We start from the raw sequence: 22,757 nt of genomic DNA on the forward strand, positions 1-22,757 counted from the left end.
CTCATTTCGCAAACCGGGCATTGTGACATAGTTGAGCGCAAGGGCAGCAAGCTGCCCTTGCTTGATTTGCTGTTCAGAAAGGAACCCGATGGTGTGAAGGCGGTGGGCGTTCAATCTGTGGCGGGAGGCCGACGTCCTCCCTATGGTAATCCGGCAGTTCAGCTAGCTTGCGCAGAAGAGGCCGTTCTTTGCTGGATTGCAAGGCAAGTACAGCATCCAGCCGCAGCAAGAGGCCACGCGACCGTTTGAAGGGGATGTATAGTGATAAGGTTGGCATTGTTCTCTCTATTAATGATGGAAAGCCGCCACGTGAAGAAAACACAAAAAAGGCCGCTCACGAGGCGGCCTTTAGATCGGTAATCTGTCAGACCGCTTTAAGGGGCTACTGCGCCTGCCGCGCGAAGCATCGAGGACTGACAATTCAGCATTTCTGATCTCCTATATCAGGGTTTCCAGTTCTGGAGGTGCTGTCAGACGAATTCGAACCAGTCTCAGTTTGCCGCGGAAACCGCGAACCTATCCGGAACAAAGTCGACGCCACTCGGCGAGAGCAGCGCTGCGTGTCAGCTTGAAGGTGTCTCTGCTGGCAAGCGATCTTTCCTGGTTGAAGTGGTTGTAGACGTAGGAATGGATGGAGGCGAATTTCTGCAAACTTCTCATGCGCCTGAAACGCTGCATCGCGCGTTCGCGTCGTCGAAACGGCAGGTGCGAATTCTCGACGCGCTTATTGAGCCACCTGCCCGTCTGCTGTTTTTTGAGCGCGCCCATTTCTTTGAGCGCAGCCTTGTAGAAAGCGAAGCGATCTGTGACGATCTCTTCGGCGCAACCGTGCCGCTTCATCAATTTCTTGAGAAATTTCAGTGCTGCAGCTTTGATTCGGCGTTTGGTGACGACGGCCTCAAGCACTTCACCTTAGTGATCGACGGCACGCCAGAAGTAGTGGCGTTTGCCGTTCACTTTCACGAATACTTCGTCTACGTGCCACTTCCATCTTGAAAAGGCACGGAGTTGCTGAACCCGTTATATTCGGATCTCTGATGCATACATCGGGCCGAACTTGTTCCACCAGTATCGGACGGTTTCGTGGCTCACGTCGATGCTTCGCTCGTGCAACAAGTCTTCGACATTCCGAAGCGAGAGCGGGAAACGGATGTTCAGCATCATCGCAAGGCGGATGATCTCGGGGCTGGTTTTAAAGTATTTGAATGAGGCAGGCCTGGTCATGGGCAAAAGCTACACAACAACCCTACCCCGCTCAATCAAAGTTCTTCTGACAAGACCAATAAGCACATTGGTGGAAAGTTTCGGAACTCACTTCGATGCCAAACTTTTGCAGCAGATCTTCGAGATTTCGAAGCGAGAGCGGCAATCGATTGTATAGCGTCACCGCAATGCGGATGATCACGGGACTAATTTCAAAGATTTTGAAAGAGGCAGGTCTGGTCATGGCAAAAGCACGCGACCGCTATGTCCCGCTCAACAAAAGCTCTTCTGACAAGACCTCTCGACAAAGGCTGGTATAGTCTTTTGCTACACCGTGTCTTTTGTAGTTTGCCTCAATACCAAGCGCGTTGAAGTCCGCGTGGGTTGTGCTGGCGTGGCACCATCCTGCAACCACTGCAAAACAGTGTCCGCAACTTGTTCTCCAAACTCAGAGACGCCGCAATGTACGGTAGACAAAGCTGGCCAACATTCTGATGCTTCCTTGATGTCGTCGAAACCGACAATCTGAAACTCCGTGCCAATCTTTACCTGAGTTTCATGGCAGGCATTAATCATCCCAAAAGCAACAAGATCATTGAAACAGACTGCGGCATCGCACGCAGGATGCTCTTTGAAGAGGTTGACCGTTGTTTCATGTCCAAATGATCGGCTGGATTCCCCTGTTTTTACAATAGGCTGCAAGTGGTTGTCTTTCATCGTACTGATATAGCCGGACAGTCTTTCCTGAGTGACTTCGGCACCATCCAGACCACCGACAAAGGCGATGTTCCGCGCGCCCGTTTCGATCAGATACTGCGTTGCCGCGCGTCCGCCCTCTGCGTAATCAGGGGCGATAAAGGGAAATCTGCCTGTTTCGCTTTCAACCTGTCGCAAGACTTGCATCAACGGAATGCCAGCTCGCTCTACCGCGGAGAGGGTGTTTGTGACATCGCCATAAGCAGGCGATAGGATCAAAGCAGAAACACCGTGCTCAAGCATCGCGCCCACCACTTGATCCTGAAGTTCGGGGTCTTCGTTTGTGTTCGCCAATACGACCGCATAGCCTCGGGACGCCAGCGCCATCTGCAACGAAGTCGCAAACTCGGTGAAAAACGGGTTGGTCAGGTCGTTTATCACCAAACCTATTAGCGCCGTTCCCGTGGATCGCAGATTTGCCGCCGATCGGTTATAGACATACCCGATCTCTTTCATCGCGGTATGGACGAGCTTGCGTGTCTCCGGCTTCACCTGCGGACTGCCCTGCAACACAAGGCTTACCGTCGACTTGGAAACGCCTGCCGAGTTGGCGACATCTATGATCGTGGGTCTTCGCATTCAGGCTATTGTTCAACTCCATGCAAGCTGAGAAGCGTGGTCATCCGTGCTTTAGCCAGTTCAGGGTCTGAGAGTAAACCGGCCTGATCCGCCAATCTGAATACTTGCGCGTAGTGGCAGATGTCACGGCTGGATTGGAACCCACTCGGCATGATGAAATGGGACTGGGCTCCGTTCAGCCATGCCAGATAGGCAATCCCGGCTTTGTAGAACCGCGTCGGAGCCTTAAAAATCTCTCGACTGAGGGGAATAGTCGGTGCGAACAGCGCGTTGTAGCGATCCATGTCGCCCATAGCCAACGCCTCAAGCGCCTGGCTGGCGGCGGGGGCGATAGCAGCGAAAATGCCGAGCAGAGCGTGGGAAAAATGCGCTCCATCCCCGGCAATAAGATCGGCATAGTTGAAATCGTCACCAGTGTAGAGGCGCACGCCGTCCGGCAACCGCGCGCGGAAGTATTCTTCATGTGGCTGATCCAGCAAGGATATTTTTATCCCATCAACCTTGGCGGGATATTCGTTGATCAGGGACAGTACAAAGTCGCTGGCCGCGTCGATATCCGTGCTACCCCAATAGCCCGTCAATGCAGGATCGAACATATCGCCCAGCCAGTGCAGGATTACAGGCTCCGCAGCCCCATCGATCAGCGCGCGGTATACATCATGGTAGGTGTCCGGACCTGCCTTGATCGATGGGAAGGCGCGTGACGCCATGAGGATCAATTGCCCTCCGGCGGCTTCGATCGCCTCGGCCTGATGCTCGTAGGCTGACAGGATTTCACCTGCTGTGTTCAACGCGCTTAGAGGCAGGTGATCAGTCCCTGCCCCACAAGCCACCCGAGGCGACAACGGATGCGCCTGCGCAGCCTTCATTGTGCGCTGGATCAGCTCCAGCGCGGTCTCCCAATCGACGCCCATACCCCGTTGTGCGGTATCCATGGCTTCGGCCAGACCCAGCCCCTGATCCCAGAGTCCCTGACGAAATCGCAGGGTCGCTTCCCAATCAACTGCGGGACGCCCATCCCAGGGATTACGTTCCGCCAGCGGGTCTGAAACCACATGAGCCGCCGCAAAGGCCGTGCGCGTCAGAGGCACCTGCGGCTTGCGTGGCACTAACGGCGTTCCGGTCAGCGCATAGGGTTCCAGCTGCCCCTCAGGATTTGGCAAAATCAATTTCATTGTCTCAAACCTCCAAATCCAGAACCAGAATGCCGTCGATGCCACCCAAGGCGTTCTCGACCAGTTGCGCGCCCAGCGCCTTGTGCGTTTCGTTGTTCTGATAGGCCTCCAGCACGCCCCAATCGTTGAAGTCGATCACGAACCCATGCATGTATCCGCGTTCGATCTGCTCGGGGCTCTCACTGCGGCCCCCGGTAAACCCGCTGGCCCCGGGAAGGGCCTTGGACACGTCCTCGAGACCTTTGTAGATGGCTCCGATTGTCTCCTCGGTCACGTCGGCGCGGAATTTGGTCAGTACGATATGGCGGATCATTTTTAGAAACCCTGATCTTGTTTGATCATGTCGGAAGCTTTTTCCCCGATCATGATTGTAGGTGCATTGGTGTTCGATGAATTCACTGTTGGCATAATCGACGCATCCGCGACGCGAAGCCCTTCGATCCCATTGAACCGCAGGCGCGGGTCCAGAACGGCTTCGGCATCGCTGCCCATCCGACAGGTACCAGCGCAGTGGTGCGATGTTTTGGAGTGTACACAGATATAATCGAAATACTCCTGCTCGGTCCGCACGTCCGGGCCGGGCAATCGTTCGGCAAGGACGTACGGCTTCAGTGCATCCTGCGCGAGGATGTTCTGCACCAGCTTCAGCCCTCGAATGGACATCTCGCGATCGTAGGGATCCGCCAGATAGTTGGGATCGATCAGTGGCATGACCGCAGGGTCTGAGCTTTGCAACCGAACGGTCCCGCGCGACCTTGGCCGTAGGAAGCAGGCGTTCAGGGTGACACCACCATTGGGCATCGCCTCGACCCCTGCCTCGATACCGGTACCAAGCCCCAGATGCATTTGAATGTCAGGCGAGCGCGCATCCGGATCAGCGTACCAGAACCCACCCGTTTCGAAGAGGCTGGACGCGACCGGTCCCTTGCGGGTGAAAAGGTACTGTAGGCCTGCGAAGGCAGAAAGGTGCAGCTTGGCGAAACGGTCGTAGGTGTGCGGACCTGTCACTTCGCAGATCGAGTACAAGTCCAGATGGTCTTGCAGATTTGCGCCCACCTGAGGCTGGTGATAAACCGCATCGATGCCGACACTGTCCAATTGATCCGCCGGACCTATACCAGACAGTTGCAACAAACGCGGTGAACCGATGGCACCTGAGGAAAGAATGACTTCTTTCGCGGCGGAGATCTTGTCCCCGTTCATCATCTCAACTCCAGTCGCCCTGCCCTTGTCCACCATGATGCGGCGAACCTGTGCGCCGGTGCGCACCGTCAGGTTCGGGCGGCTACGGTTCGGCGCGATAAACGCCATGGCTGCGGATGAGCGCCGCGCGTTGCGTTGGGTCAGTTGATAATACCCCGCGCCGTCCTGTTTCGCGCCATTCACATCGCGCGTTTCGGGAATGCCCACCTGCCCGGCAGCCTTGATATAGGCATCGCAGATTGGCAAAGGCGCTGTGGGCATGGACACCCCCATGGGCCCGCCCTTGCCGTGGAATTCATCTTCATAAGTATCGTTGTCCTCGGACTTTTTGAAATAGGGCAGCACGTCGGCATAGCTCCACCCCTCGCAACCCATCTGCCGCCAAGCGTCGTAATCCTGCGCCGCGCCACGGGTATAGATCTGCGCGTTGATAGCAGAGCCCCCGCCAATCACCTTGGCCTGGGTGTAGTTGAAGACCTTGTTCTGCATGTGCTTTTGCGGAACCGTGGACCAGCCCCAGCTGCCGATACCCTTGGTCATCTTCGCGAACCCGGCTGGCAGGTGAAAGAACGGGTGACGGTCGGTGGAGCCAGCCTCTAGCAATAGCACACGCGTCGACGGTTCCTCGGAAAGACGCGCAGCGATCACCGAGCCTGCCGAGCCGCCACCAATGATAATGAAATCATATCCTTCAGACATTCTCGTGTGCCCTGACTTACAGACGTGAAATCGACAAGCCGCCATCCACCGGGATGGCGGCGCCGTTCGCAAAGTGCATGTGCCCCTGAACCAGTGGGACGACAACGGACCCAATATCCTCGGGCTCACCCCAGCGTGCCGCGGGAACAAGACCGCCCTCGATACGGTCGGTATACTTGTCGCGCACGCCCGCCGTCATCTCGGTCGCGATGATGCCCGGTCGCAGCTCAAAGACACCGATGCCTTCGGGGGCCAAGCGTACTGCGAACAACTGAGCCATCATAGCTGCGGCCGCCTTGGACACGCAGTACTCGGCGCGTTCGATCGATACCATTGTCGCGCTGACAGAGGTGACAAAGGTGATCGAACGATAGGTATCTTGCGGCTGCTCCAACATGCGCCGGGCCACCTCTTGCGCCAGAAAAAACGCGCCACGCAGGTTGATGTTCTGCACGAAATCCCAATTCTCGGGCTTCAGGTCCAGCATGTCACCACGCACTGGCGCCCCTACGCCTGCGTTGTTTATAAACGCGGTGATCGGGCCCAAATCGGCTTCGATTTGATCCAGTAGCGCCGGAATGTGATCAATGTCGGACACGTCGTGCTGCACATAAATTGCGCTTGGGCCAAGCTCTGCCAAAGTCGCCTCAACGACCGGTTTGTAGGGCGCCGAGCGAGAGGCTATTGCGACCTTGTACCCTGCGGCGATCAAGGCGCGCGCCACCCCGAGTCCAATGCCCTGTTGTCCTCCGGTCACCAATGCTGTTCCGGTCATGCGGCAAACTCCGTTTCAATAATGTGACGACCTGCCCGGAGTGCGAGTGCGGCTATAGTAAGAGCCGGATTCACTGCCGCAGATGTCGGAAGAACTGACGCGTCGGCGATGAACAGGTTCTTGTGGTCGTGGCTGCGGCAGAACGTGTCGACGACACTGCTTGCCGGGTCATTACCCATCCGCGCCGTGCCGCATTGATGCGACGGAGTGCGCCGATCAAATGGTCGCGACAATACAACAGGAAACCCGGCCTGCTTCAGATGCGCCTTTAGCCGTGCAACCAGGGCCTCGTGCGCAGCCCAATTCGAGCGTTTCCAATCCAGCTTGATCTGGTCACCTTCGACCGTCACCCGGCTTTCTGGGTTCGGCAGATCCTCGGACATAACATAGAAATCAAAACTGCGATTTGCGATCAGTGCTGCGATTGGACCCGGTAGATGGGTTTGCGACGCAAGGATCGGCCCAGTGATCTTTCCCAACATCTGAATGTTGCCCAAAGGCAAGCCACCCTGTCCGTCGCTGTTGTAATAGTCGTTGAACATCAATGTCTTTTGATAGACCGCCCTGTTTCGGCGCAGCGGATGAAGGGCCAACACCGCCGAACAATTGTGGTTCATGAAGTTTCGTCCGACCTGATCGGACCGATTGGCAAGACCGGTTGGACAATTGTCGTCCGCGGACTGCAGCAATAGTACCGAGGACTGTACCGCACCTGCTGCAAGCACGATGACCGGCGCACGCAGGGTACCGTGGCCATCAACTTCGACACTTGTGACACGACCAACGGCATCAGCCTTCAATTTTCGGACACGCGCGTCAGTTAACAGCTCGACATTCCCATGCTTCAATGCCTCGGCGAGGGCACAGGTTTCGGCGTCCATTTTGCCGCCGCATGTATTGGGAAACGCATCCCAAGTTGTTTGCCCAGCCCGCAACCAGGTTTCGATATCCACACCCAAAGGCACTGAGGATGGCGTCAGGCCTGCGTGGCTTAGCCGGTTCCTCAGGTCTGCAATATCAACCTCATCCGGCACAGGTGGGTGCGGGTAACCCCTACTGTGCGGCGGTTCGGTGGGGTCCTCTTTGGTGGTCCCACGTGCGTCGTAAAGCTGTTCCGCGGTGGTGTAATCCGCCTCCAGCTCTTCATAGGGCATGGGCCAGCCGTGCGAGTAGCCACCAATATGCTGACGCGGCTCAAAATCCTCTTTCCGATAGCGTATCAAAGCTGCGCCGTAGAACTTAGAATTTCCACCAACGCAGTAGTAGTTTCCGGGGTTAAAAGGTTTGCCTGCTCCATCTAGCCATGTTTCATCGGGGCGAAAGTGCCCATTGGCAAAGATCGCTTTTGGGTCTCGATCTTGCGGTGAGGGCTGCAACCGCTTTCCTCGTTCAAGGATCAGAATGCGACGACCGGACGGAGCCAACGCCGCAGCCAGCGTTGCCCCCCCGATACCCGTCCCAATGATTATGACGTCAGCTCGATTCATGGAAGAATCCGCATCTCGCTTTCGGGATCAAAAGCCACGGCCTTTTCCATGTTCACTGCAAAGTTGAAATCCTGACCCGGTGCCACTTCGGCATCCGAACGCATACGCGCGATCACATCTCGTCCGCCCAATTGCATCGAGACGAAGGTGTCCGATCCAGCGGGCTCCGTCACCACGATACGGTTGGCCATCTGCGCGATGTTCGACGACTTTCGATCCGCGCCATCCATATCGGTGATAGTCTCTGGGCGGATTCCCAACAAGATCTCGCGCCCATCCCATGCGGCCAAGTTGTCCTGGCTGAACGGAAGTTGCGCCATAGATCCGTCATGAACGGCGACCTCTGCATGAGGGTGGCCATTCAAAACCGTAACCTTGGCCGGTACCACGTTCATCGCAGGCGAACCCATGAATGTTGCAACGAAGATATTCGCAGGCGTGTCATAGATTTCCTGCGGCGTACCCAGCTGTTGGACATAACCGCCGTTCATCACGGCGATCCGGCTTGAAAGCGTCATCGCCTCGATCTGGTCATGCGTCACATAGACGATGGTGGTCCCGAGGTTTTGATGCAGCTTCTTGATCTCGGTTCGCATGTCGACGCGAAGCTTGGCATCGAGGTTCGAGAGCGGTTCATCGAACAGAAAGACATCAGGGTTACGTACTAGCGCGCGACCCATTGCAACCCGCTGGCGCTGACCGCCCGACAACTGACCGGGCTTACGATCCAGCAACTGCTCGATTTGTAAGAGCTTGGCAACTTCTTGCATCGCTTTGTCGCGTTCAGGCTTGGGCACACCATGCATCTCAAGACCGAAAGTGATGTTCTGCCCGACCGTCATATTAGGATACAAAGCATAGCTTTGGAAAACCATGGCAATGTTGCGGTTGGACGGGTGCACCCCGTTCATCACCTGATCCTTGATGCGGATTTCGCCGCTGGTGATCTCTTCCAGCCCCGCGATCATGTTCAGCAGAGTGGATTTGCCACAGCCCGAGGGGCCGACCAGAACCAGGAACTCTCCTTCCTGCACCGAGATGTCGACTTTGTGCAGAACCTCGACCGCCCCGTAGGATTTGGTCGCGTTGTCTATGTCTAGAAAACCCATGAGGTCTTATCCTTTCACCGAACCCGCCATCAGGCCGCGGACGAAGTATCGACCGGCCACGATGTAGACGAGCAGAGTTGGCATGGCCGCCAGAATGGCGCCTGCAAAATGAACGTTGTATTCCTTCACACCGGTTGATGACTGCACCAGATTGTTCAGTGCCACCGTCATCGGTTGGCTGTTGGCATCGGCAAAGGACGCGCCGAACAGAAAGTCATTCCAGATGTTAGTGAACTGCCAGATGATCGAAACCACGGCGATCGGCCCGGAACTGGGCAGAAGAATGCGCCAGAAAATCTGGAAGAACCCGGCGCCATCAATCTGCGCCGCGCGGATCAGCTCGGTCGGGAACACAGCGTAGTAGTTGCGGAAGTACAGCGTGGTAAAGCCAATCCCGTAGACAACGTGGACAAGTGCAAGACCCCAGGTGGTGCCTGCCAGCCCGATTATGCCCAACATCCGTGCCATCGGGATAAGAACAATCTGGAACGGGATGAAGCAGGCGAACAGCATCAGACCGAATAAGATGGTGTCGTACTTGAAGCGCCATTTGGTCAGCACATAGCCGTTCAACGCCCCAAGAATGGTCGAGACGATCACCGCCGGAACCACCATCTTGATCGAGTTCCAGAAGTAGGGCTTCAGCCCTGTCGGATCGACGCCGATCTGCGCCGAAGACCACGCCTTGAGCCACGGCTCAATCGTGAATACCTGCGGCAGGTTCATCATGCCGCCGCCGGTGATCTCTTCCAATGGCTTCACCGAGTTCACCAGCATGACATAAAGCGGCAGCAGGTAGAACAGACCGAACAGAAGCAGCACCAGATATATCAACGTGCGCGTAACGCGGCCCGTTCGGATTGCGGTATCCTGAGTAGCTTGAGACATCAGCGTTTCTCCCGCAATTCGGCGTAAAGATACGGGATCATGATCGCGGCAATGGTCATCAGCATGATCGTGGCCGAGGCCGCACCGATCCCCATCTGGTTTCGCGTGAACGTGTAAGAATACATGAAGGTCGCGGGTAGTTCTGTGGCGCGACCGGGGCCACCCCCGGTCAGGGCGATGACAAGGTCAAAGGTCTTGATCGCCAGATGGCTGAGGATCACGAAGGCCGACAAGAAGGCTGGTCGTAGTTGCGGGATAATGATCCGGCGATAGAGGTTCCAGTTCGACGCGCCGTCCATCTGCGCAGCCCGCAGAATTTCATTGTCGATCCCACGCAGGCCAGCCAGAAACATTGCCATCACGAAGCCGCTCGTCTGCCAGACGGCTGCTAGAACAACTGTGTAGATGGCGTAATCACGGTTTTTTATCCAGTCGAACTCGAAGCTGGTCCAGCCCCATGTGTGCATAACGTTTTCCAACCCGATGCCAGGGTCAAGGAACCACTTCCAGGCTGTACCGGTGACAATGAAGCTCAGAGCCATCGGATAGAGGTAGATGGGACGCAGCAGCCCTTCCCCCCGGATTTTCTGATCAAGGAAGATCGCCAGACCCAGGCCGATACAGGTGCAGATCACGATGTATAGGCTCGCGAAAATCCCCATATTGATCAACGAGGTTTCCCAATGGCTCAGCCGCCACAGTTTGTCGTAGTTTTCCCATCCGACCCATCCAAAGGACGGCAGGATGCGACTGTCGGTGAATGACAGGTAGACCGAAAACAGAATGAACCCGTAGACAAAGACCAGCATCATCGCCAGCGACGGTGACAGGACCAGCTTGGGTATCCAGTTCTGAAGGCGTGTCTTAAAATCCGCGTCGGCTGAAGCAGCCATGGCGCGCCCTCCTCGTTCGAGTCGTGTTAGATCGGAGCTTTTGCGCCCGTTTGGCGACAGGGCGGCCAGACCGCCGCCCCATCAGGAGGATCACTTGTGGATCACTTGGCGATCGAAACGGCGTCAACCAGTTCGGTCACGGCATCTTCGCTGCCGTACTCGCCGTTAAAGTGGGCGGTCACCACGTCATAGACGGCGTTCTTGACTGACGCGGGCGCGGCATGTCCGTGTGCCATCGAGCCGAACAGGTTGCCTGACGAAGCCGCGGCGGCCAAATCTTTCATGCCCTGCTGACCACACGCATCCAGATCGCTGCCATCCACGTCAGTACGAGCCGGGACAGAGCCCTTCACCTTGTTAAAGGCAATCTGGAAGGATGGCGACAGGATCGCGCTGGCCAGCGCGGCTTGCTCGGCCGATACCGAACCGCCCTGATCAAACATCATGAACTGGTCAGCGTTGAAGGTGACCTGATCCTGAGTACCCGGGAAGCGGAAGCACAAAAAGTCTTCGCCCGGCACTTTGCCCGCGTTCAGGAATTCGCCTTTGGCCCAATCACCCATCATCTGGAAGCCCGCTTCGCCGTTGATGACCATCGCTGTCGCCAGGTTCCAGTCTCGACCCGAGAAGTTCTCATCCACGTTGTCGCGGATAAAGGCCATACGGTCGAATGCTTCTTTCATCGCGTCGCCACCCAGCGTTTCCTCGTCCAAGTCGATGAAGGCCGCTTTGTAGCCGTCAGGCCCCAGCGTCGACATCGCGATAGCATCGAACACGGTCGCGTCCTGCCATGCCTGACCACCATGCGCGATCGGAGTGACACCAGCAGCTTTCAACGCCTCAACTGCGGCGACGAATTCGTCCCAGTTGGTGGGCTGTGCAATGCCGTTGGCGTCCAGCACCGCCTTGTTCGCCCAGACCCAGTTGGTCGAATGCACGTTCACAGGGGCCGAGACCCATTTGCCGTCATGCTTGGCGAAGGCTTTCAGCGCATCTGGGACGACGTCATCCCAACCTTCCTGGGCTGCCACTTCGTTCAGATCGGCCAGCGCGCCCTGATCGGCCCAGTCCAGAATGTCAAAGCCCAGAGCCTGAACGGCTGTTGGAGCGTTTCCTGCGGTGACGCGTGCGCGCAGAACGGTCATCGCCTGCTCACCACCGCCACCTGCAACAGGCATGTCGGTCCAGCCGATGCCCTGTCCGGACAGGTCGTCCTTGAGAACGTTCAATGCTGCAGCCTCACCGCCAGAAGTCCACCAGTGCAGAACTTCCACGTCTTCAGCGTGCGCAAGGCTGGTCGTGCACAGTAGACCTGCCACAAACAGCGATTTTGTCTTCAAAAATTTACGCATTCTTGTTTCCTCCCTTAATGCGTTATTCTCACTCGGGACCAATCTGGTGCCCGGTCTTAGTCGTGCGGAACCCATTGCGCCCGGCTGTTGCCGACGCGCATGACCACTGATTTCACTTCGAAGAATTCCTCGAACCCATATCGTCCGATTTCCCGCCCCTGCCCGGATTGTTTGACCCCACCGAAAGCGACCTCGGGGAACCCGTCCATCCAGGTATTGGTCCAGACCGTTCCCGCTTCTGCTCGGCGGGCAAACTCTAGGCAGGTGTGAACGTTTTCGCTCCAGACCCCTGCCGACAGACCGTAAGCGCTATCATTGGTGAGCGCGATGGCTTCGTCTAGTGTTTTGAAAGTCAAAACAGACAGAACAGGCCCGAATACTTCATCGCGGGCAATGGGCATATCGGGCGAGACGTCGGAAATCACCGTCGGCTGATAGAACTGAGCGCCGAGGCCTTCAACTTCCAGCGGCTCACCACCCAGATCAATAGTCGCACCGGAAGCTTGCGCCTGTTTAACATACGCGTCGATTTTTGAGTTGTGCGCGGACGTTACGATAGCCCCAACCTGCGTCGTCGGGTCCAGAGGATCGCCGAATTTGACTTTGCGCGAAAGGGCGATGACACGTTCGCGGAATTCATCGGCAATGTCCTCATACACGATGATGCGACTGCTTGAATTGCAGCACTGACCAACATTGAAATAAACGCCGAACACAACGGCATCCGCCGCCGCATCCAGATCGGCATCGGGAAAAATGACCTGCGGATTTTTGCCCCCTAGCTCAAGCGCGACTTTCTTGAGTGTATCCGATGCTACTGCGCTGATCGTCTTGCCCACAGCCGTTGAGCCCGTAAAGCTGATCATGTCCACGCTGTCATGGCTCGACATCACACTGCCAACGGGAACTCCGTAGCCCAGAACGATATTGCATACACCGGCGGGCAATCCAGCTTCGACCAGCAACTCGCCCAGCATCAAGGTTGTCGACGGTGTCATCTCAGACGGCTTCACAACAACGGTGCAACCAGCCGCCAACGCGAAGGGCAACTTCTGACTGAGAATCCAGAAGGGGAAGTTCCACGGCGTAATGATGGACACGACACCGATGGGTTCCTTCAGCACGACGCCCATCATGTCAGCGCCAAGCGTGTTGTGGCTGTCGCCATGGGTACTGCGCGCCAATGATGCCGCGTAGCGCCACAGATCCGCAGCACCGCCAACCTCGCCCTTGGATTGGCTGATCGGCTTCCCGCTTTCCAGCGTTTCGATCAGGGCGATCCGGTCGACATTCTGTTCAATCAGGTCCGCGACTTTCAGCAGGACCGCCGCGCGTTCCTTGCCCGATGCGCGATTCCAGACACCGCTGTCGAACGCCTTGCGCGCCGCCTGGATCGCAGCCTCGGTCTCAGCCTCTCCCCCCATGGCCGACCGGCTAACGATGTGGCCGTGCGACGGTGAGCAGCGCTCGAACGTCTCGCCCGAGGTGCTGTCCTGCCACGTGCCATCAATAAGGTGCCGACCTTCAAACAGAGGCGGCAGCTCGAACGGGATAGCTGGGTTGATGGTGATGTCTTTCATATCGTCAAAGGCCCGAAAATGTGGGGTTTCGTTTTTCCATGAACGCAGCAACGCCTTCTTCGCGGTCCGCCGAGGCGGCGATTGCTGCGCTGCCGAGGGCTTCGACAGCGGCATGGGCGTCTTCACCAACCGCTGCATGGATCATGTTTTTTGAGATTTCGGTGGCGCGAGGCGAAAGGTCGCTAAGTTCGGTGGTGATCTCAAGCGCGCGCGCCAGAACATCTTCAGTCACCTCGGTCGCATAGCCTAAAGCCAGCGCGCGGTCGGCACCAATACGGCGCCCGAAGAGTGCCATCTCCTTCACCGCAGCCTCGGGGATCAGCCGGGTTAACCGTTGCGTCCCGGACCAACCCGGCACGATCCCAACCCGAGCTTCCGGCAAAGCCAGCGTGGACCGCGGGGTCATCAGGCGCAAATCGCAGCAACTGGCCAACTCCAGCCCGCCGCCGAAGGCGTGACCGTTGATCGCTGCAATCGTTGGTTTGCCGATCCGCGCCAGACGGTCAAAGATGCGATGCCCGTCCCGGACCCAGTGACGTGCAAACTCGGCGGGGCTCAGACCACCCCATGCTCCAATATCGGCTCCGCAACAGAACGCTTTTTCTCCTGCGCCGGTCAGAACAAGCGCACGAATGGACGCGTCACGCCCGACCTCTTGCAAGCGAGCCTCCAGCGCGTCCAGCATGTCTACGGTCAGAGCATTGAGCTTGGACACGTTGTCCAAAGTGAGGACGGCGGTTGCACCCTCGATATGAAACCCAAGCTTGCTCACAGGATCATCCCCATCGGGCCGACTGCGAACAGTGACTTGGGCATCTGAGCCGCATTTTCCGCGACTTTGACGCGACCGCCCGAAGCTTCGACAATGTCGCGCTGCGCCTCGATGCCGGGCATGATTTCTGTCGCGACTAGCCCCTGATCCGTCAGGCGAATAACACAACGCTCGGTTACATAGAGCACATCCTGACCGGTTTCCCGGGCACGGCGGCCCGAGAATGTGACATGTTCGACCTGATCCACCATCTTGGTGAATTTTCCGGGGGCATTCACACGGATACCATCATCCGCCAGATCAATCTTTGCGCCAGCTTCGAACCAGCCCGAGAACACGATCTTTTTGGCCCGCGCGGTGATATCGACAAAACCGCCGCACCCTGCAGTCAGGTAGGGCTTCTTCCCAAGTTTGGAGACGTTCACATTGCCTTCGACATCGACCTCGAGGAACGAGAGGAACGACATATCGAACCCGCCGCCCTGGAAATAGATGAATTGCTGTGGTGACGGCACATAGGCATGCGCGTTGGATGCGCACCCAAAGGCAAAGCCGGTTAGTGGGACACCACCGACGGCCCCCTGTTCAATCGCCCATGTCACCGCCTGAGGATGGCCCTCCTCCAACAAGACACGCGGAACCATTGCGCTGATGCCAAAGCCCAAGTTGGCGCTCATGCCGCTGCGCAGTTCTTGGGCGGCCCGTCGCGCGATGACCTTCTCGACACCGTGCTCGGCCCGCGAAAAACTGTCCCAAGGGCGCATAATCTGGCCAGAGATCGCCGGGTCATAGGTCGTCTCTGTCGTTTGCATCTGCTCTGGGTCTTCAACGATCAGATCGACCAGATGCCCCGGCACGCGCACGTCATGGGGGCGCAAGCTACCTGCAGCAGTCACACGTTGAACCTGTGCGATCACGAGCCCACCGTGGTTGCGTACGCAAATCGCTTGCTCCAATCCGCCCAGATAAGCACCTTCATGTTCATAAGTCAGGTTGCCAAACTCATCCGCCGTGGTTGCGCGCAAAACGCAAACGTTCGGGTTGATATTTGGAAAGTGCAACCAAGTCTGACCGTCGAATTCCTTTCGATTAACGATTGGAGCCGCCGCACCACGCTCGTTCATCGCGCATCCTTCGCGGACAGGGTCCACGAAGGTTTCAAGCCCGACTTGCGTCAGAACACCAGGCCGATGCGCTGCGGCCTCGCGATGCATGTCGAACAGAATTCCCGACGGCACGTTATATGCGGCGACCCGATCCTCGACGATCATTTTCCAGATTTCCGGCATCTCAAGGCTGGAAGGGCCCGACGGGTACGATCCGGCAAGAACGCGGCTTAGCAATCCATCCTGCGCCAGATAATCCATGCCCTTCACGCCATACATATCACCGGCGGCTATAGGGTGCAGCGCTGTAATGTTGCGCGGATGCCCTTCAGAGCGAAACCGTTCTCCAAGTGCCTTCAGCACGAGGTCAGGGCACCCGAGCGCAGAGGACGACGACACGGTGACAACCGCATTGTCTGGGATACGAGAAACGGCCTCGGAAACGGAAACAAGCTTGGTCATCAGAAACCGCCATAATCTATGTTGATACGTTCACCCGACGCTGCGGCCTCACGAACGCTCAGCGCGATTGACAGCGATTTCACTCCGTCAGGTCCGTCGGCAGCAGGACGGCCTTGTCCCGCCGCTGCGGAGACAAATTCCGAAACGCCTTGAACATAGAGAGAGTGGTCCGAAAACGGAATCTCTTCGCTTCCGGCTTCAGTCACCAGTTTTATTGCCCCAACAGGGCGCTGCGTCATGACGCCATCCGCAAAAATCGAGCCCTTGGTCCCGTGCACTTGCAGGCCCGACCCGGCAAAGGGGTGCGTAAAGCTTTCGTGCGTCGTGACCATCGCCCCCGATGGCATCGTCCACACGGACATGCACGAGTCTTCGACCCCCTGCCCCATCCCAGAGCTGGCCATTTGCGCGACGACGGAAATCGGGTCCTCATTGAGCAGGAACCGCGTGACATCCGCATCATGAACGACGATGTCGGGGATCACGCCGCCGCCGGCACCTGCTGAGTTAATGCGCCACCCCTGTAGGTCCCCGGGCAAATGTACCGCGTGATGTATACGCAGCGAAAGAACGTCGCCGACGCGACCGTCTGCAATGAGATCACGAATGGCACGATGGCTGCCAGAGCATCGCAGGTGGTGATTTGTACCAAAAGTCACGCCAGCCGCTTCGGCTGCGCGCACCATTTCGACAGCTTCCGCTTGCGTCATCCCGAGCGGCTTTTCACATAGAACATGCTTACCAACCGCGATGGCAGCCATCGCCTGACCATGGTGCTTCTCATTTGTGGAGGAAATGTAGACGGCTTTCACGCCGTCGTCAGACAGCGCCGCGTTCAGGTCTGTGGTTGCATTGGGAATTCCGTGCTCCTTAGCCCATGTTTGCACCCGGTCAGGGGAATTGCTGACGACCCAGGTCACGTCGTTGCTTGCCTGCTGACGCACCGCGTCCAACATATATTGCGAAGCTATAGTGCTCGCTCCGACAAATACCCAATTCATCTGACCTCCCCAAAAATTGGAACGTTCCAAAAAAATTAGTGGAACGTTCCAAATTTGGCAAGAAAAAACTCTATGCGCGCCTTAAAGTTCAGAAAACATGTCTAAAAACGAGACGTTAGATGCCTCATCCAAAACGATCATAGGGAACCGAAGAGATTCACGGCGTGCCGACACTCTGACTGAGTCGCAGCAATTCGCCGAGCGCCACTTGCATCAATGCGTCAGAGCGACCCCTTCCACGGTCACCCTGTGCATAAGACGTCGAAACCCATGGTAGTCGTTGATCGCCTTGTGCCACGTCGCTCTGTTATCCCAAATGGCGATATCCCCTTCCTGCCAACGCAGACGACATTGGAATTCAGGCTGCTTGCAGTGATCGTAAATCATACCCAGCACCGCGGCAGACTCATCCGCGCTCAAGCCTCTGATTTCGGTCGTGAACACGGGATTGACGAACAACCCTCGCCTACCGCTGAGAGGGTGCGTGATGACAACGGGGTGCAAAGCGTCTTGCGTGGCAGCTTCGGCGTTACCCAAACGGCCGCTTTTTGCGGCTTCTGTTTCCATGATGCTGGCGCCAAAGACATGGCGAGAGGAATGCACCGCCCACAAACCATCTAAGAAACCACGCATCGTGGGCGACAAAGCTTCGTAGGCAGCAGCCATCGACACAAACAGCGTGTCGCCACCCTGGGGCGGAACCTCTAGGGCGTGCAGGATCGAGCCCATAGCAGGCTCCTGATCATAAGAGTGGTCAGTATGCCACCCCTCTCCCACAGCTTCTTTCTGATCCTTCTCTTTCAATACCATGGCAATCTCTGGGTGGCCGTCAACCGGTTTGAAAAATCGGTTCACGTTGATTGGGCCGAACTTTCTCGCAAAGGTCAGATGCTCTTGTGGACTAACGCTTTGGCCCCTCAGTGCGATAACGGAATACTCTGCGAAGGCTGACTTAATTGCGTCGAATTGATCTTCACACCGGATGTCCGCCCCGACGATTTCCGCACCCAATCCACCTGTGAGAGGTTTTACTTCCATGCGCCCTCCTCCCTGCTTCGCTCAGCCTAGAAGACGAGACATATCACTTCAATGCAATCGGCTTGGCTTCATACAACTCCAATGGAAGATTGTCCGGATCGCTGAAGAAAGTGAACCGATGGCCGGTATATTCATCGACACGGATGTCTTCGACGAGGACACCTTTCTGTTCCAGACTGTCTTTCAGCGCCTCGATATCATCCACAACAAACGCAAGATGCCGCAGACCTCGCGCTTCGGGGCGAGACGTGCGTTTGGGCGGGTTGGGAAAAGAAAACAGTTCAATCTGAGAACCGTCCGGCAACGCCAAATCCAGCTTCCAAGATTGCCGCTCAGCCCTGAAATTCTCAGCAACAATCCTCAAACCAAGCGTCTCTGAATAAAACGCCTTGGACCGTTCATAGTCCGAACAAATGACTGCAGCATGGTGGATTGCTTTCAGACTGGTCACGGGCCTGTATCCTTATTTAATCAATTAGCTAAGCCGAACTCTTGAGGTATTTCTTCGCTTCATTTTCAAAACTGATCGAGAAAACCAAAAGGCGTTTGGCCAAATTTGGCAACCGAACAATACAGGAAAACAAAGCAGTATTCATCAAGCGTCTGTGGGCTCAACGTCGTTGTTTTAGGCAACTCGTGCCGGTGGCAGGTCGCGATTCGAGACACACCTTAAATACCAAGCTTCGTGAGCTCTGAGTTGAGAGCCTATGCCGCCAAACTAGGCTGCCTACAAACTCGTTTGAAACAAATGAGTGTTGCTCTAAGACAGATTCGAAGCGGTCTCAGTTGCGCCAGTTGGGAGTGTCCTCAATGCCGCGCACGGATCGCGCCACTCAAGCAAGCCAAATCTGAACGGGATCTTTGACCGACATGACTGGACCGGCAAAGCGAGATTTTGGAAACATAGTAAAGCTGGCCACCGCCTCTTTCACCTTTCAAAATAGCAATTTAATCGGCGCTCCTGTTGCTCCACCGCCCACGGAAGACGAAGGCTGTTTGATAGTTCAGCGCTGTCCAGGCCAAGCGTGACCAACTCTAAGCAGTGTTTATGAAACGTCTAGGTAGCATTCAAAATCGGACCATCTAACAATCTGACCAATTCTCCAAAATAGCCTCCAGAACGCGCCGGACGCGTAGGATCAGATGTAATTGCGACAGCAAGGTTTCGATCAGGATGCGCCGCTATGATTTGGCCCCCATATCCACGTGCCAACTCATAGCCTGAAGGGGACAGAAACCAGCCATAGCCGTAATCCAAACCGGAGAAAGGCGAACGGCCGTGTGGCTTGGTCGATTCCAAGACCCAACGCTCAGGAATGATTTGCCTATTGGCAAAAGCCCCGCGGTCCCGAAGCAGGACCGCGATTTTCAACATCGATCTTGGCGTAATCGCCATCTCATTTCCACCCAAGTAGTAGCCCTGTGGATCCCTCGTCCAAGCAGGTATCTCGATACCAAGCGGTGCACCCAGCCTTTCACGCGTCAGTCTCAATAGACTTTGTCCGGTTGCAACGGTCAATGCTGCACCAAGCACATGGGTCGATCCGGTAGAATAGAGCATCTGCTGTCCGGGCTCAGCAACCATCGGTCGTGTCAACGCGTCTGCGATCCAGTTGGGAGAGTTGATCCATTCTCCGTAGTTGCTGCCCGAAGTTCTTTCGAGCCCTGCGCGCAGCGTCACCAGATCCTCCATCGTAATGCTTTCGGAACCGGCTGTCGTATTAGCGGGCAAAAGCCGTGGAGCGACCTCCTGCAAGGTGGATTCTACAGATGGAATTTCCTGCCGGTCAATCGCTGTCCCCAACAACAAAGCCACGATGCTTTTCGAACAAGACTTAATATTGGCCGGCCTATCCAGGCCTGCACCCTGATAGGCCTGCGCGAAAATGACATCGTCGCCGCGTTGAATTTGAAGTGAATGCAACTGCGGAAGACCGCTGATTGCATCATTCAGCGCCACCGTTCGTCCCCGCGCAATATACGGAGCACAAATTGCGGTTGCGGTAACCAACAGGAGCTTTCGACGTGTGATCATGGCCTTCATTTGGAAGCAAATCTCGGAATGTCCAGACACCTACGCAACATCCCAAGATTTATTGTCCAAGATGTAAGAAAGCCTCCGCAAACAAAAAATGGGATTTGAGGCAACGGAAGGCTTCGTTCGTACAATTGACCAGCATCCTTGCGTTTACGAATTGTGTTAGACTGACCCCGAGGACATTCTAGCAGGAGATCTCCCGTTGCTAACGAATTCACTCCGTCTCGCACTCTCGGTCATAACAATCGCCATGTCGGTGGGCACCCTACCGGACCGCGCCAATGCGATAACGCAAGATGTTCCAGCGTGGCTACAAAAGCACGTCGGTACAGGTGAAGGGCAAATCGCGCCAATCGTTTTGGAAAGGGCACGAGCGCTTTACATCAAGAAACTACGCCGAGGCGAAGTCAGGAACCCTTGCTACCTTGCCAAGGATGCGACCCGCCCCAGCACTGCAAGTAACGGCAATCCGGGCAAGCGTTTTTTTGTCATCTGCGAGTCACAAAAGTCCTTCCGAGCGGTTTCGTCCGGCTATGGCAACGGCAGAAAACTCCTGCGCGCCAATTTTTCGAATGGCCGACAATGTGCGAAGAACTTCAGCAATGCAGAGGGCTCTAAACTAACCACCGGAGGTGCCTATGTGACGGCTGAAACCCGCACGTCCTTCAAAGGTTACCACAGTCATTCCGGCAAAACTCAGCCGTTCTACCGCACGTTTCTTTTGTTTGATGGTGAAGGAGAAACGAGCAATGCTCGCGAGCGCGCCATCGGAGGCCATCCAGCTGTCTTCCTGAAGTGGCAGTGTAGGTTCAAAAAACCTAGAAGCACTCATGCAGACAACGACGGTTATGTCCCCTACGGAAAACTTGTGAACTACACTGGTGGTCGTAGCAATGGTTGCACAACCTGGTCACAATCCGCCTCAAAAGAGATATTGGCAATTGTAGAAGGGAACCCGACGACCCTCTACATCTACCCAGAATCCAAAGACATAAACGCTGTCGCCAAAGCGTTAAAAAAGGGAAAATCACTTTCTCGAGCTGGAGTTTATTGGAACGCAGCTTGCCTAAAAGCGATTGGCGCACCAAAGTTTTGGCCCAAAAGCAGCCTCCAACCGATCATAAATAGTTGGAGAGCATCCTTGCCTAAACAGCCACCACTGGAATTGCCGATCTGCAAGTGAACTGAAAAGCAGACCGTTGGCGCGCTACCCTTCAAGCCTTTCTGCTGTGGGCTCGATGTTGACGTTCAGTGAGTTTCACTCAATGTCTGCTTTGCGGACAAAGCCGTCTTAGGCTGGCGCTGCAGATTTCGCATTTCCACCGACAACCCACAAACACAACACCGCAAGCAAAACCTCTATCGCAAATGCGGCAAGAATGTTATCGGATGGCCAACCATCGAGGAGGAAACTGATTGTTCTGCCCACGGCGAAAGCTGAGAAAACCGTAGCCCCAAGCAAGGCTGAGGCCTGGACCAACTTTTGGTAAAATGCTCCGCACAAAATGATCAGGCCAAGTACCGAGAGGTTGGCAGCAGGTGCACGCAACTCACTCATCAGGTTTGGCTGCGGCGAGAGTACGATGCCGTAGTTGGCGTAGAAAGACTGTGGGTCCAGAGTGATGGCCAGACCTATGGCGAATGCAGTTAATCCGGACATGCCCAAGATAAGTCTGCCTCTAATTTCAAGTTTCATGTTTGTCTCCAATATCCCTTGGCCTGGCTTATGCGGCTTTGGTCCACGCGCCAGACAATTCAGCTTTGTTTGCGAAGTCGGCGAAGTCGCGTGGCGCGCGTCCAAGCGCACGCTGGACCCCGTCCGCGAGGTTCGCATTGCGCCCGTCCAGCGTTTCACGCGCGATGTCCGTAATCACATCAGCAATCATCTCGCCATTCGCATGCGCGATTTCCGCGTGGAAGTCTTCGAATGAAATTGGCAGGTATTGCACAGTGCTGCCCATGGCGCGCGAAATCTCTGCGGCCATGTCGGCAAACGTCATGAGACGTGGTCCCGTGACCTCGTACAGTTCGCCATCGTGTCCTTCTTCTGTCAAAGCAGCTACGGCAACATCGGCGATGTCGTTCACGTCGATGATTGGTTCGCGTACATCGCCGGCGGGCATCGGCAAGACACCTGCCATGACCGGACCAAGCAATGCCCCTTCAGAGAAGTTTTGCGCAAACCATGCAGCACGAACGATAGTGAACGGAACTCCGGAATTGCGTACGACTGCTTCCGCTCGTTCCGCATGAAACTCACCACGCCCGGTTAGCAGCACAAGACGCCGTAGTCCCTTTTCACGAGCCAATGCTGTGAACGCTTCGACCTGCTCAACCGCGCCTGGAAAAGCGATGTCAGGAAAGTAAGAAATATAAGCAGACGAGACGCCTTCTAGGATTGCGGGCCAGCTCTGTGGTTGGTCCCAGTCAAATGGCGTTTCACTGTTCCGCGATGCGCGCCGGACTGCCTGCCCTTTTTCTTCCAGACGTGTCGCGATCCGCGATCCGGTTTTGCCTGTTGCGCCAAGTACAAGAATGGGCTGCTGTATCATTGGTCATCTCCATGAGTTCACTTGATGGCCCGAAATTAGGTAATAAATAGAGATGTTCTATTCTTCAGAATCTGAAATTCTTATTCGAT

General features: G+C 55.9%; 20 protein-coding genes and 1 pseudogene. 1 reads left to right on the forward strand and 20 read right to left on the reverse strand.

From position 1 onward, the window contains the following. Nucleotides 1-516: 516 nt before the first annotated feature. From ACR0I1_RS05560 to ACR0I1_RS05645, 18 genes and pseudogenes are all read right to left on the reverse strand, one after another. Nucleotides 517-1,224, reverse strand: a pseudogene (locus tag ACR0I1_RS05560) (IS6 family transposase). A 306-nt stretch (nucleotides 1,225-1,530) separates the two neighbouring features. Then, the gene (locus tag ACR0I1_RS05565; RefSeq protein WP_480705329.1) at nucleotides 1,531-2,538 is read right to left on the reverse strand and encodes a LacI family DNA-binding transcriptional regulator; all 1,008 of its coding nucleotides are present in this window, start codon (nucleotides 2,536-2,538) and stop codon (nucleotides 1,531-1,533) included. A gap of 5 nt (nucleotides 2,539-2,543) precedes the next feature. After that, nucleotides 2,544-3,713 (reverse strand): dihydrodipicolinate synthase family protein, encoded by a 1,170-nt coding sequence (locus ACR0I1_RS05570; protein WP_480705330.1) that lies wholly within the window; start codon nucleotides 3,711-3,713, stop codon nucleotides 2,544-2,546. 4 nt (nucleotides 3,714-3,717) lie between these two features. Next, entirely contained in the window at nucleotides 3,718-4,026 is a 309-nt protein-coding gene (locus ACR0I1_RS05575; protein ID WP_480705332.1) for a Dabb family protein, read from the reverse strand. A gap of 2 nt (nucleotides 4,027-4,028) precedes the next feature. Next, nucleotides 4,029-5,615 (reverse strand): GMC family oxidoreductase, encoded by a 1,587-nt coding sequence (locus ACR0I1_RS05580; protein ID WP_480705333.1) that lies wholly within the window; start codon nucleotides 5,613-5,615, stop codon nucleotides 4,029-4,031. Nucleotides 5,616-5,631: 16 nt separating this feature from the next. Beyond that, entirely contained in the window at nucleotides 5,632-6,390 is a 759-nt protein-coding gene (locus ACR0I1_RS05585) for a 3-ketoacyl-ACP reductase (RefSeq protein ID WP_480705335.1), read from the reverse strand. Continuing rightward, on the reverse strand, nucleotides 6,387-7,877 hold the full coding sequence (locus tag ACR0I1_RS05590) for a GMC oxidoreductase (RefSeq protein WP_480705337.1): 1,491 nt from the start codon (nucleotides 7,875-7,877) through the stop codon (nucleotides 6,387-6,389). Before ACR0I1_RS05590 ends, ACR0I1_RS05585 begins: the two co-directional genes overlap by 4 nt. Further along, on the reverse strand, nucleotides 7,874-8,986 hold the full coding sequence (locus ACR0I1_RS05595) for a sn-glycerol-3-phosphate ABC transporter ATP-binding protein UgpC (protein ID WP_170626379.1): 1,113 nt from the start codon (nucleotides 8,984-8,986) through the stop codon (nucleotides 7,874-7,876). Before ACR0I1_RS05595 ends, ACR0I1_RS05590 begins: the two co-directional genes overlap by 4 nt. Before the next feature lie 6 nt (nucleotides 8,987-8,992). Further along, on the reverse strand, nucleotides 8,993-9,874 hold the full coding sequence (locus tag ACR0I1_RS05600) for a carbohydrate ABC transporter permease (protein WP_068340098.1): 882 nt from the start codon (nucleotides 9,872-9,874) through the stop codon (nucleotides 8,993-8,995). Further along, nucleotides 9,874-10,767 (reverse strand): carbohydrate ABC transporter permease, encoded by an 894-nt coding sequence (locus ACR0I1_RS05605; protein ID WP_170376146.1) that lies wholly within the window; start codon nucleotides 10,765-10,767, stop codon nucleotides 9,874-9,876. Before ACR0I1_RS05605 ends, ACR0I1_RS05600 begins: the two co-directional genes overlap by 1 nt. 101 nt (nucleotides 10,768-10,868) lie before the next feature. Then, complete coding sequence (locus tag ACR0I1_RS05610; protein ID WP_480705339.1) at nucleotides 10,869-12,119, reverse strand: ABC transporter substrate-binding protein; 1,251 nt, start codon at nucleotides 12,117-12,119, stop codon at nucleotides 10,869-10,871. Nucleotides 12,120-12,175: 56 nt separating this feature from the next. Then, complete coding sequence (locus ACR0I1_RS05615; RefSeq protein ID WP_480705341.1) at nucleotides 12,176-13,699, reverse strand: aldehyde dehydrogenase family protein; 1,524 nt, start codon at nucleotides 13,697-13,699, stop codon at nucleotides 12,176-12,178. Between the two features lie 4 nt (nucleotides 13,700-13,703). Further along, nucleotides 13,704-14,471 (reverse strand): enoyl-CoA hydratase/isomerase family protein, encoded by a 768-nt coding sequence (locus tag ACR0I1_RS05620; RefSeq protein ID WP_480705343.1) that lies wholly within the window; start codon nucleotides 14,469-14,471, stop codon nucleotides 13,704-13,706. Next, on the reverse strand, nucleotides 14,468-16,039 hold the full coding sequence (locus ACR0I1_RS05625; protein ID WP_480705345.1) for an acyl CoA:acetate/3-ketoacid CoA transferase: 1,572 nt from the start codon (nucleotides 16,037-16,039) through the stop codon (nucleotides 14,468-14,470). The genes ACR0I1_RS05620 and ACR0I1_RS05625 overlap by 4 nt, the downstream gene beginning before the upstream one ends. Further along, a complete protein-coding gene (locus tag ACR0I1_RS05630) occupies nucleotides 16,039-17,040 on the reverse strand; it encodes a Gfo/Idh/MocA family protein (protein ID WP_480705347.1) in 1,002 nt (333 codons plus the stop codon). Before ACR0I1_RS05630 ends, ACR0I1_RS05625 begins: the two co-directional genes overlap by 1 nt. A 213-nt stretch (nucleotides 17,041-17,253) precedes the next feature. Continuing rightward, on the reverse strand, nucleotides 17,254-18,078 hold the full coding sequence (locus tag ACR0I1_RS05635) for a TauD/TfdA dioxygenase family protein (RefSeq protein WP_480705349.1): 825 nt from the start codon (nucleotides 18,076-18,078) through the stop codon (nucleotides 17,254-17,256). A gap of 43 nt (nucleotides 18,079-18,121) precedes the next feature. Then, the gene (gene gloA2, locus ACR0I1_RS05640; protein ID WP_480705351.1) at nucleotides 18,122-18,529 is read right to left on the reverse strand and encodes an SMU1112c/YaeR family gloxylase I-like metalloprotein; all 408 of its coding nucleotides are present in this window, start codon (nucleotides 18,527-18,529) and stop codon (nucleotides 18,122-18,124) included. A gap of 606 nt (nucleotides 18,530-19,135) precedes the next feature. Next, complete coding sequence (locus ACR0I1_RS05645; protein ID WP_480705353.1) at nucleotides 19,136-20,113, reverse strand: serine hydrolase domain-containing protein; 978 nt, start codon at nucleotides 20,111-20,113, stop codon at nucleotides 19,136-19,138. 205 nt (nucleotides 20,114-20,318) lie between these two features. Here ACR0I1_RS05645 and ACR0I1_RS05650 point away from each other — a divergent pair, with 205 nt between their 5' ends. Then, a complete protein-coding gene (locus ACR0I1_RS05650) occupies nucleotides 20,319-21,299 on the forward strand; it encodes a hypothetical protein (protein WP_480705355.1) in 981 nt (326 codons plus the stop codon). A gap of 108 nt (nucleotides 21,300-21,407) precedes the next feature. Here ACR0I1_RS05650 and ACR0I1_RS05655 read toward each other — a convergent pair whose 3' ends face one another. Continuing rightward, nucleotides 21,408-21,812: a DUF4345 domain-containing protein gene (locus ACR0I1_RS05655; RefSeq protein ID WP_480705357.1), complete on the reverse strand. Its 405-nt coding sequence runs from the start codon at nucleotides 21,810-21,812 to the stop codon at nucleotides 21,408-21,410. 28 nt (nucleotides 21,813-21,840) lie between these two features. After that, nucleotides 21,841-22,668, reverse strand: coding sequence for a Rossmann-fold NAD(P)-binding domain-containing protein (locus tag ACR0I1_RS05660; protein WP_480705359.1), 828 nt, complete (start codon nucleotides 22,666-22,668; stop codon nucleotides 21,841-21,843). Between the last annotated feature and the right edge of the window lie 89 nt (nucleotides 22,669-22,757).

Source organism: Ruegeria sp. B11 (assembly GCF_056539785.1).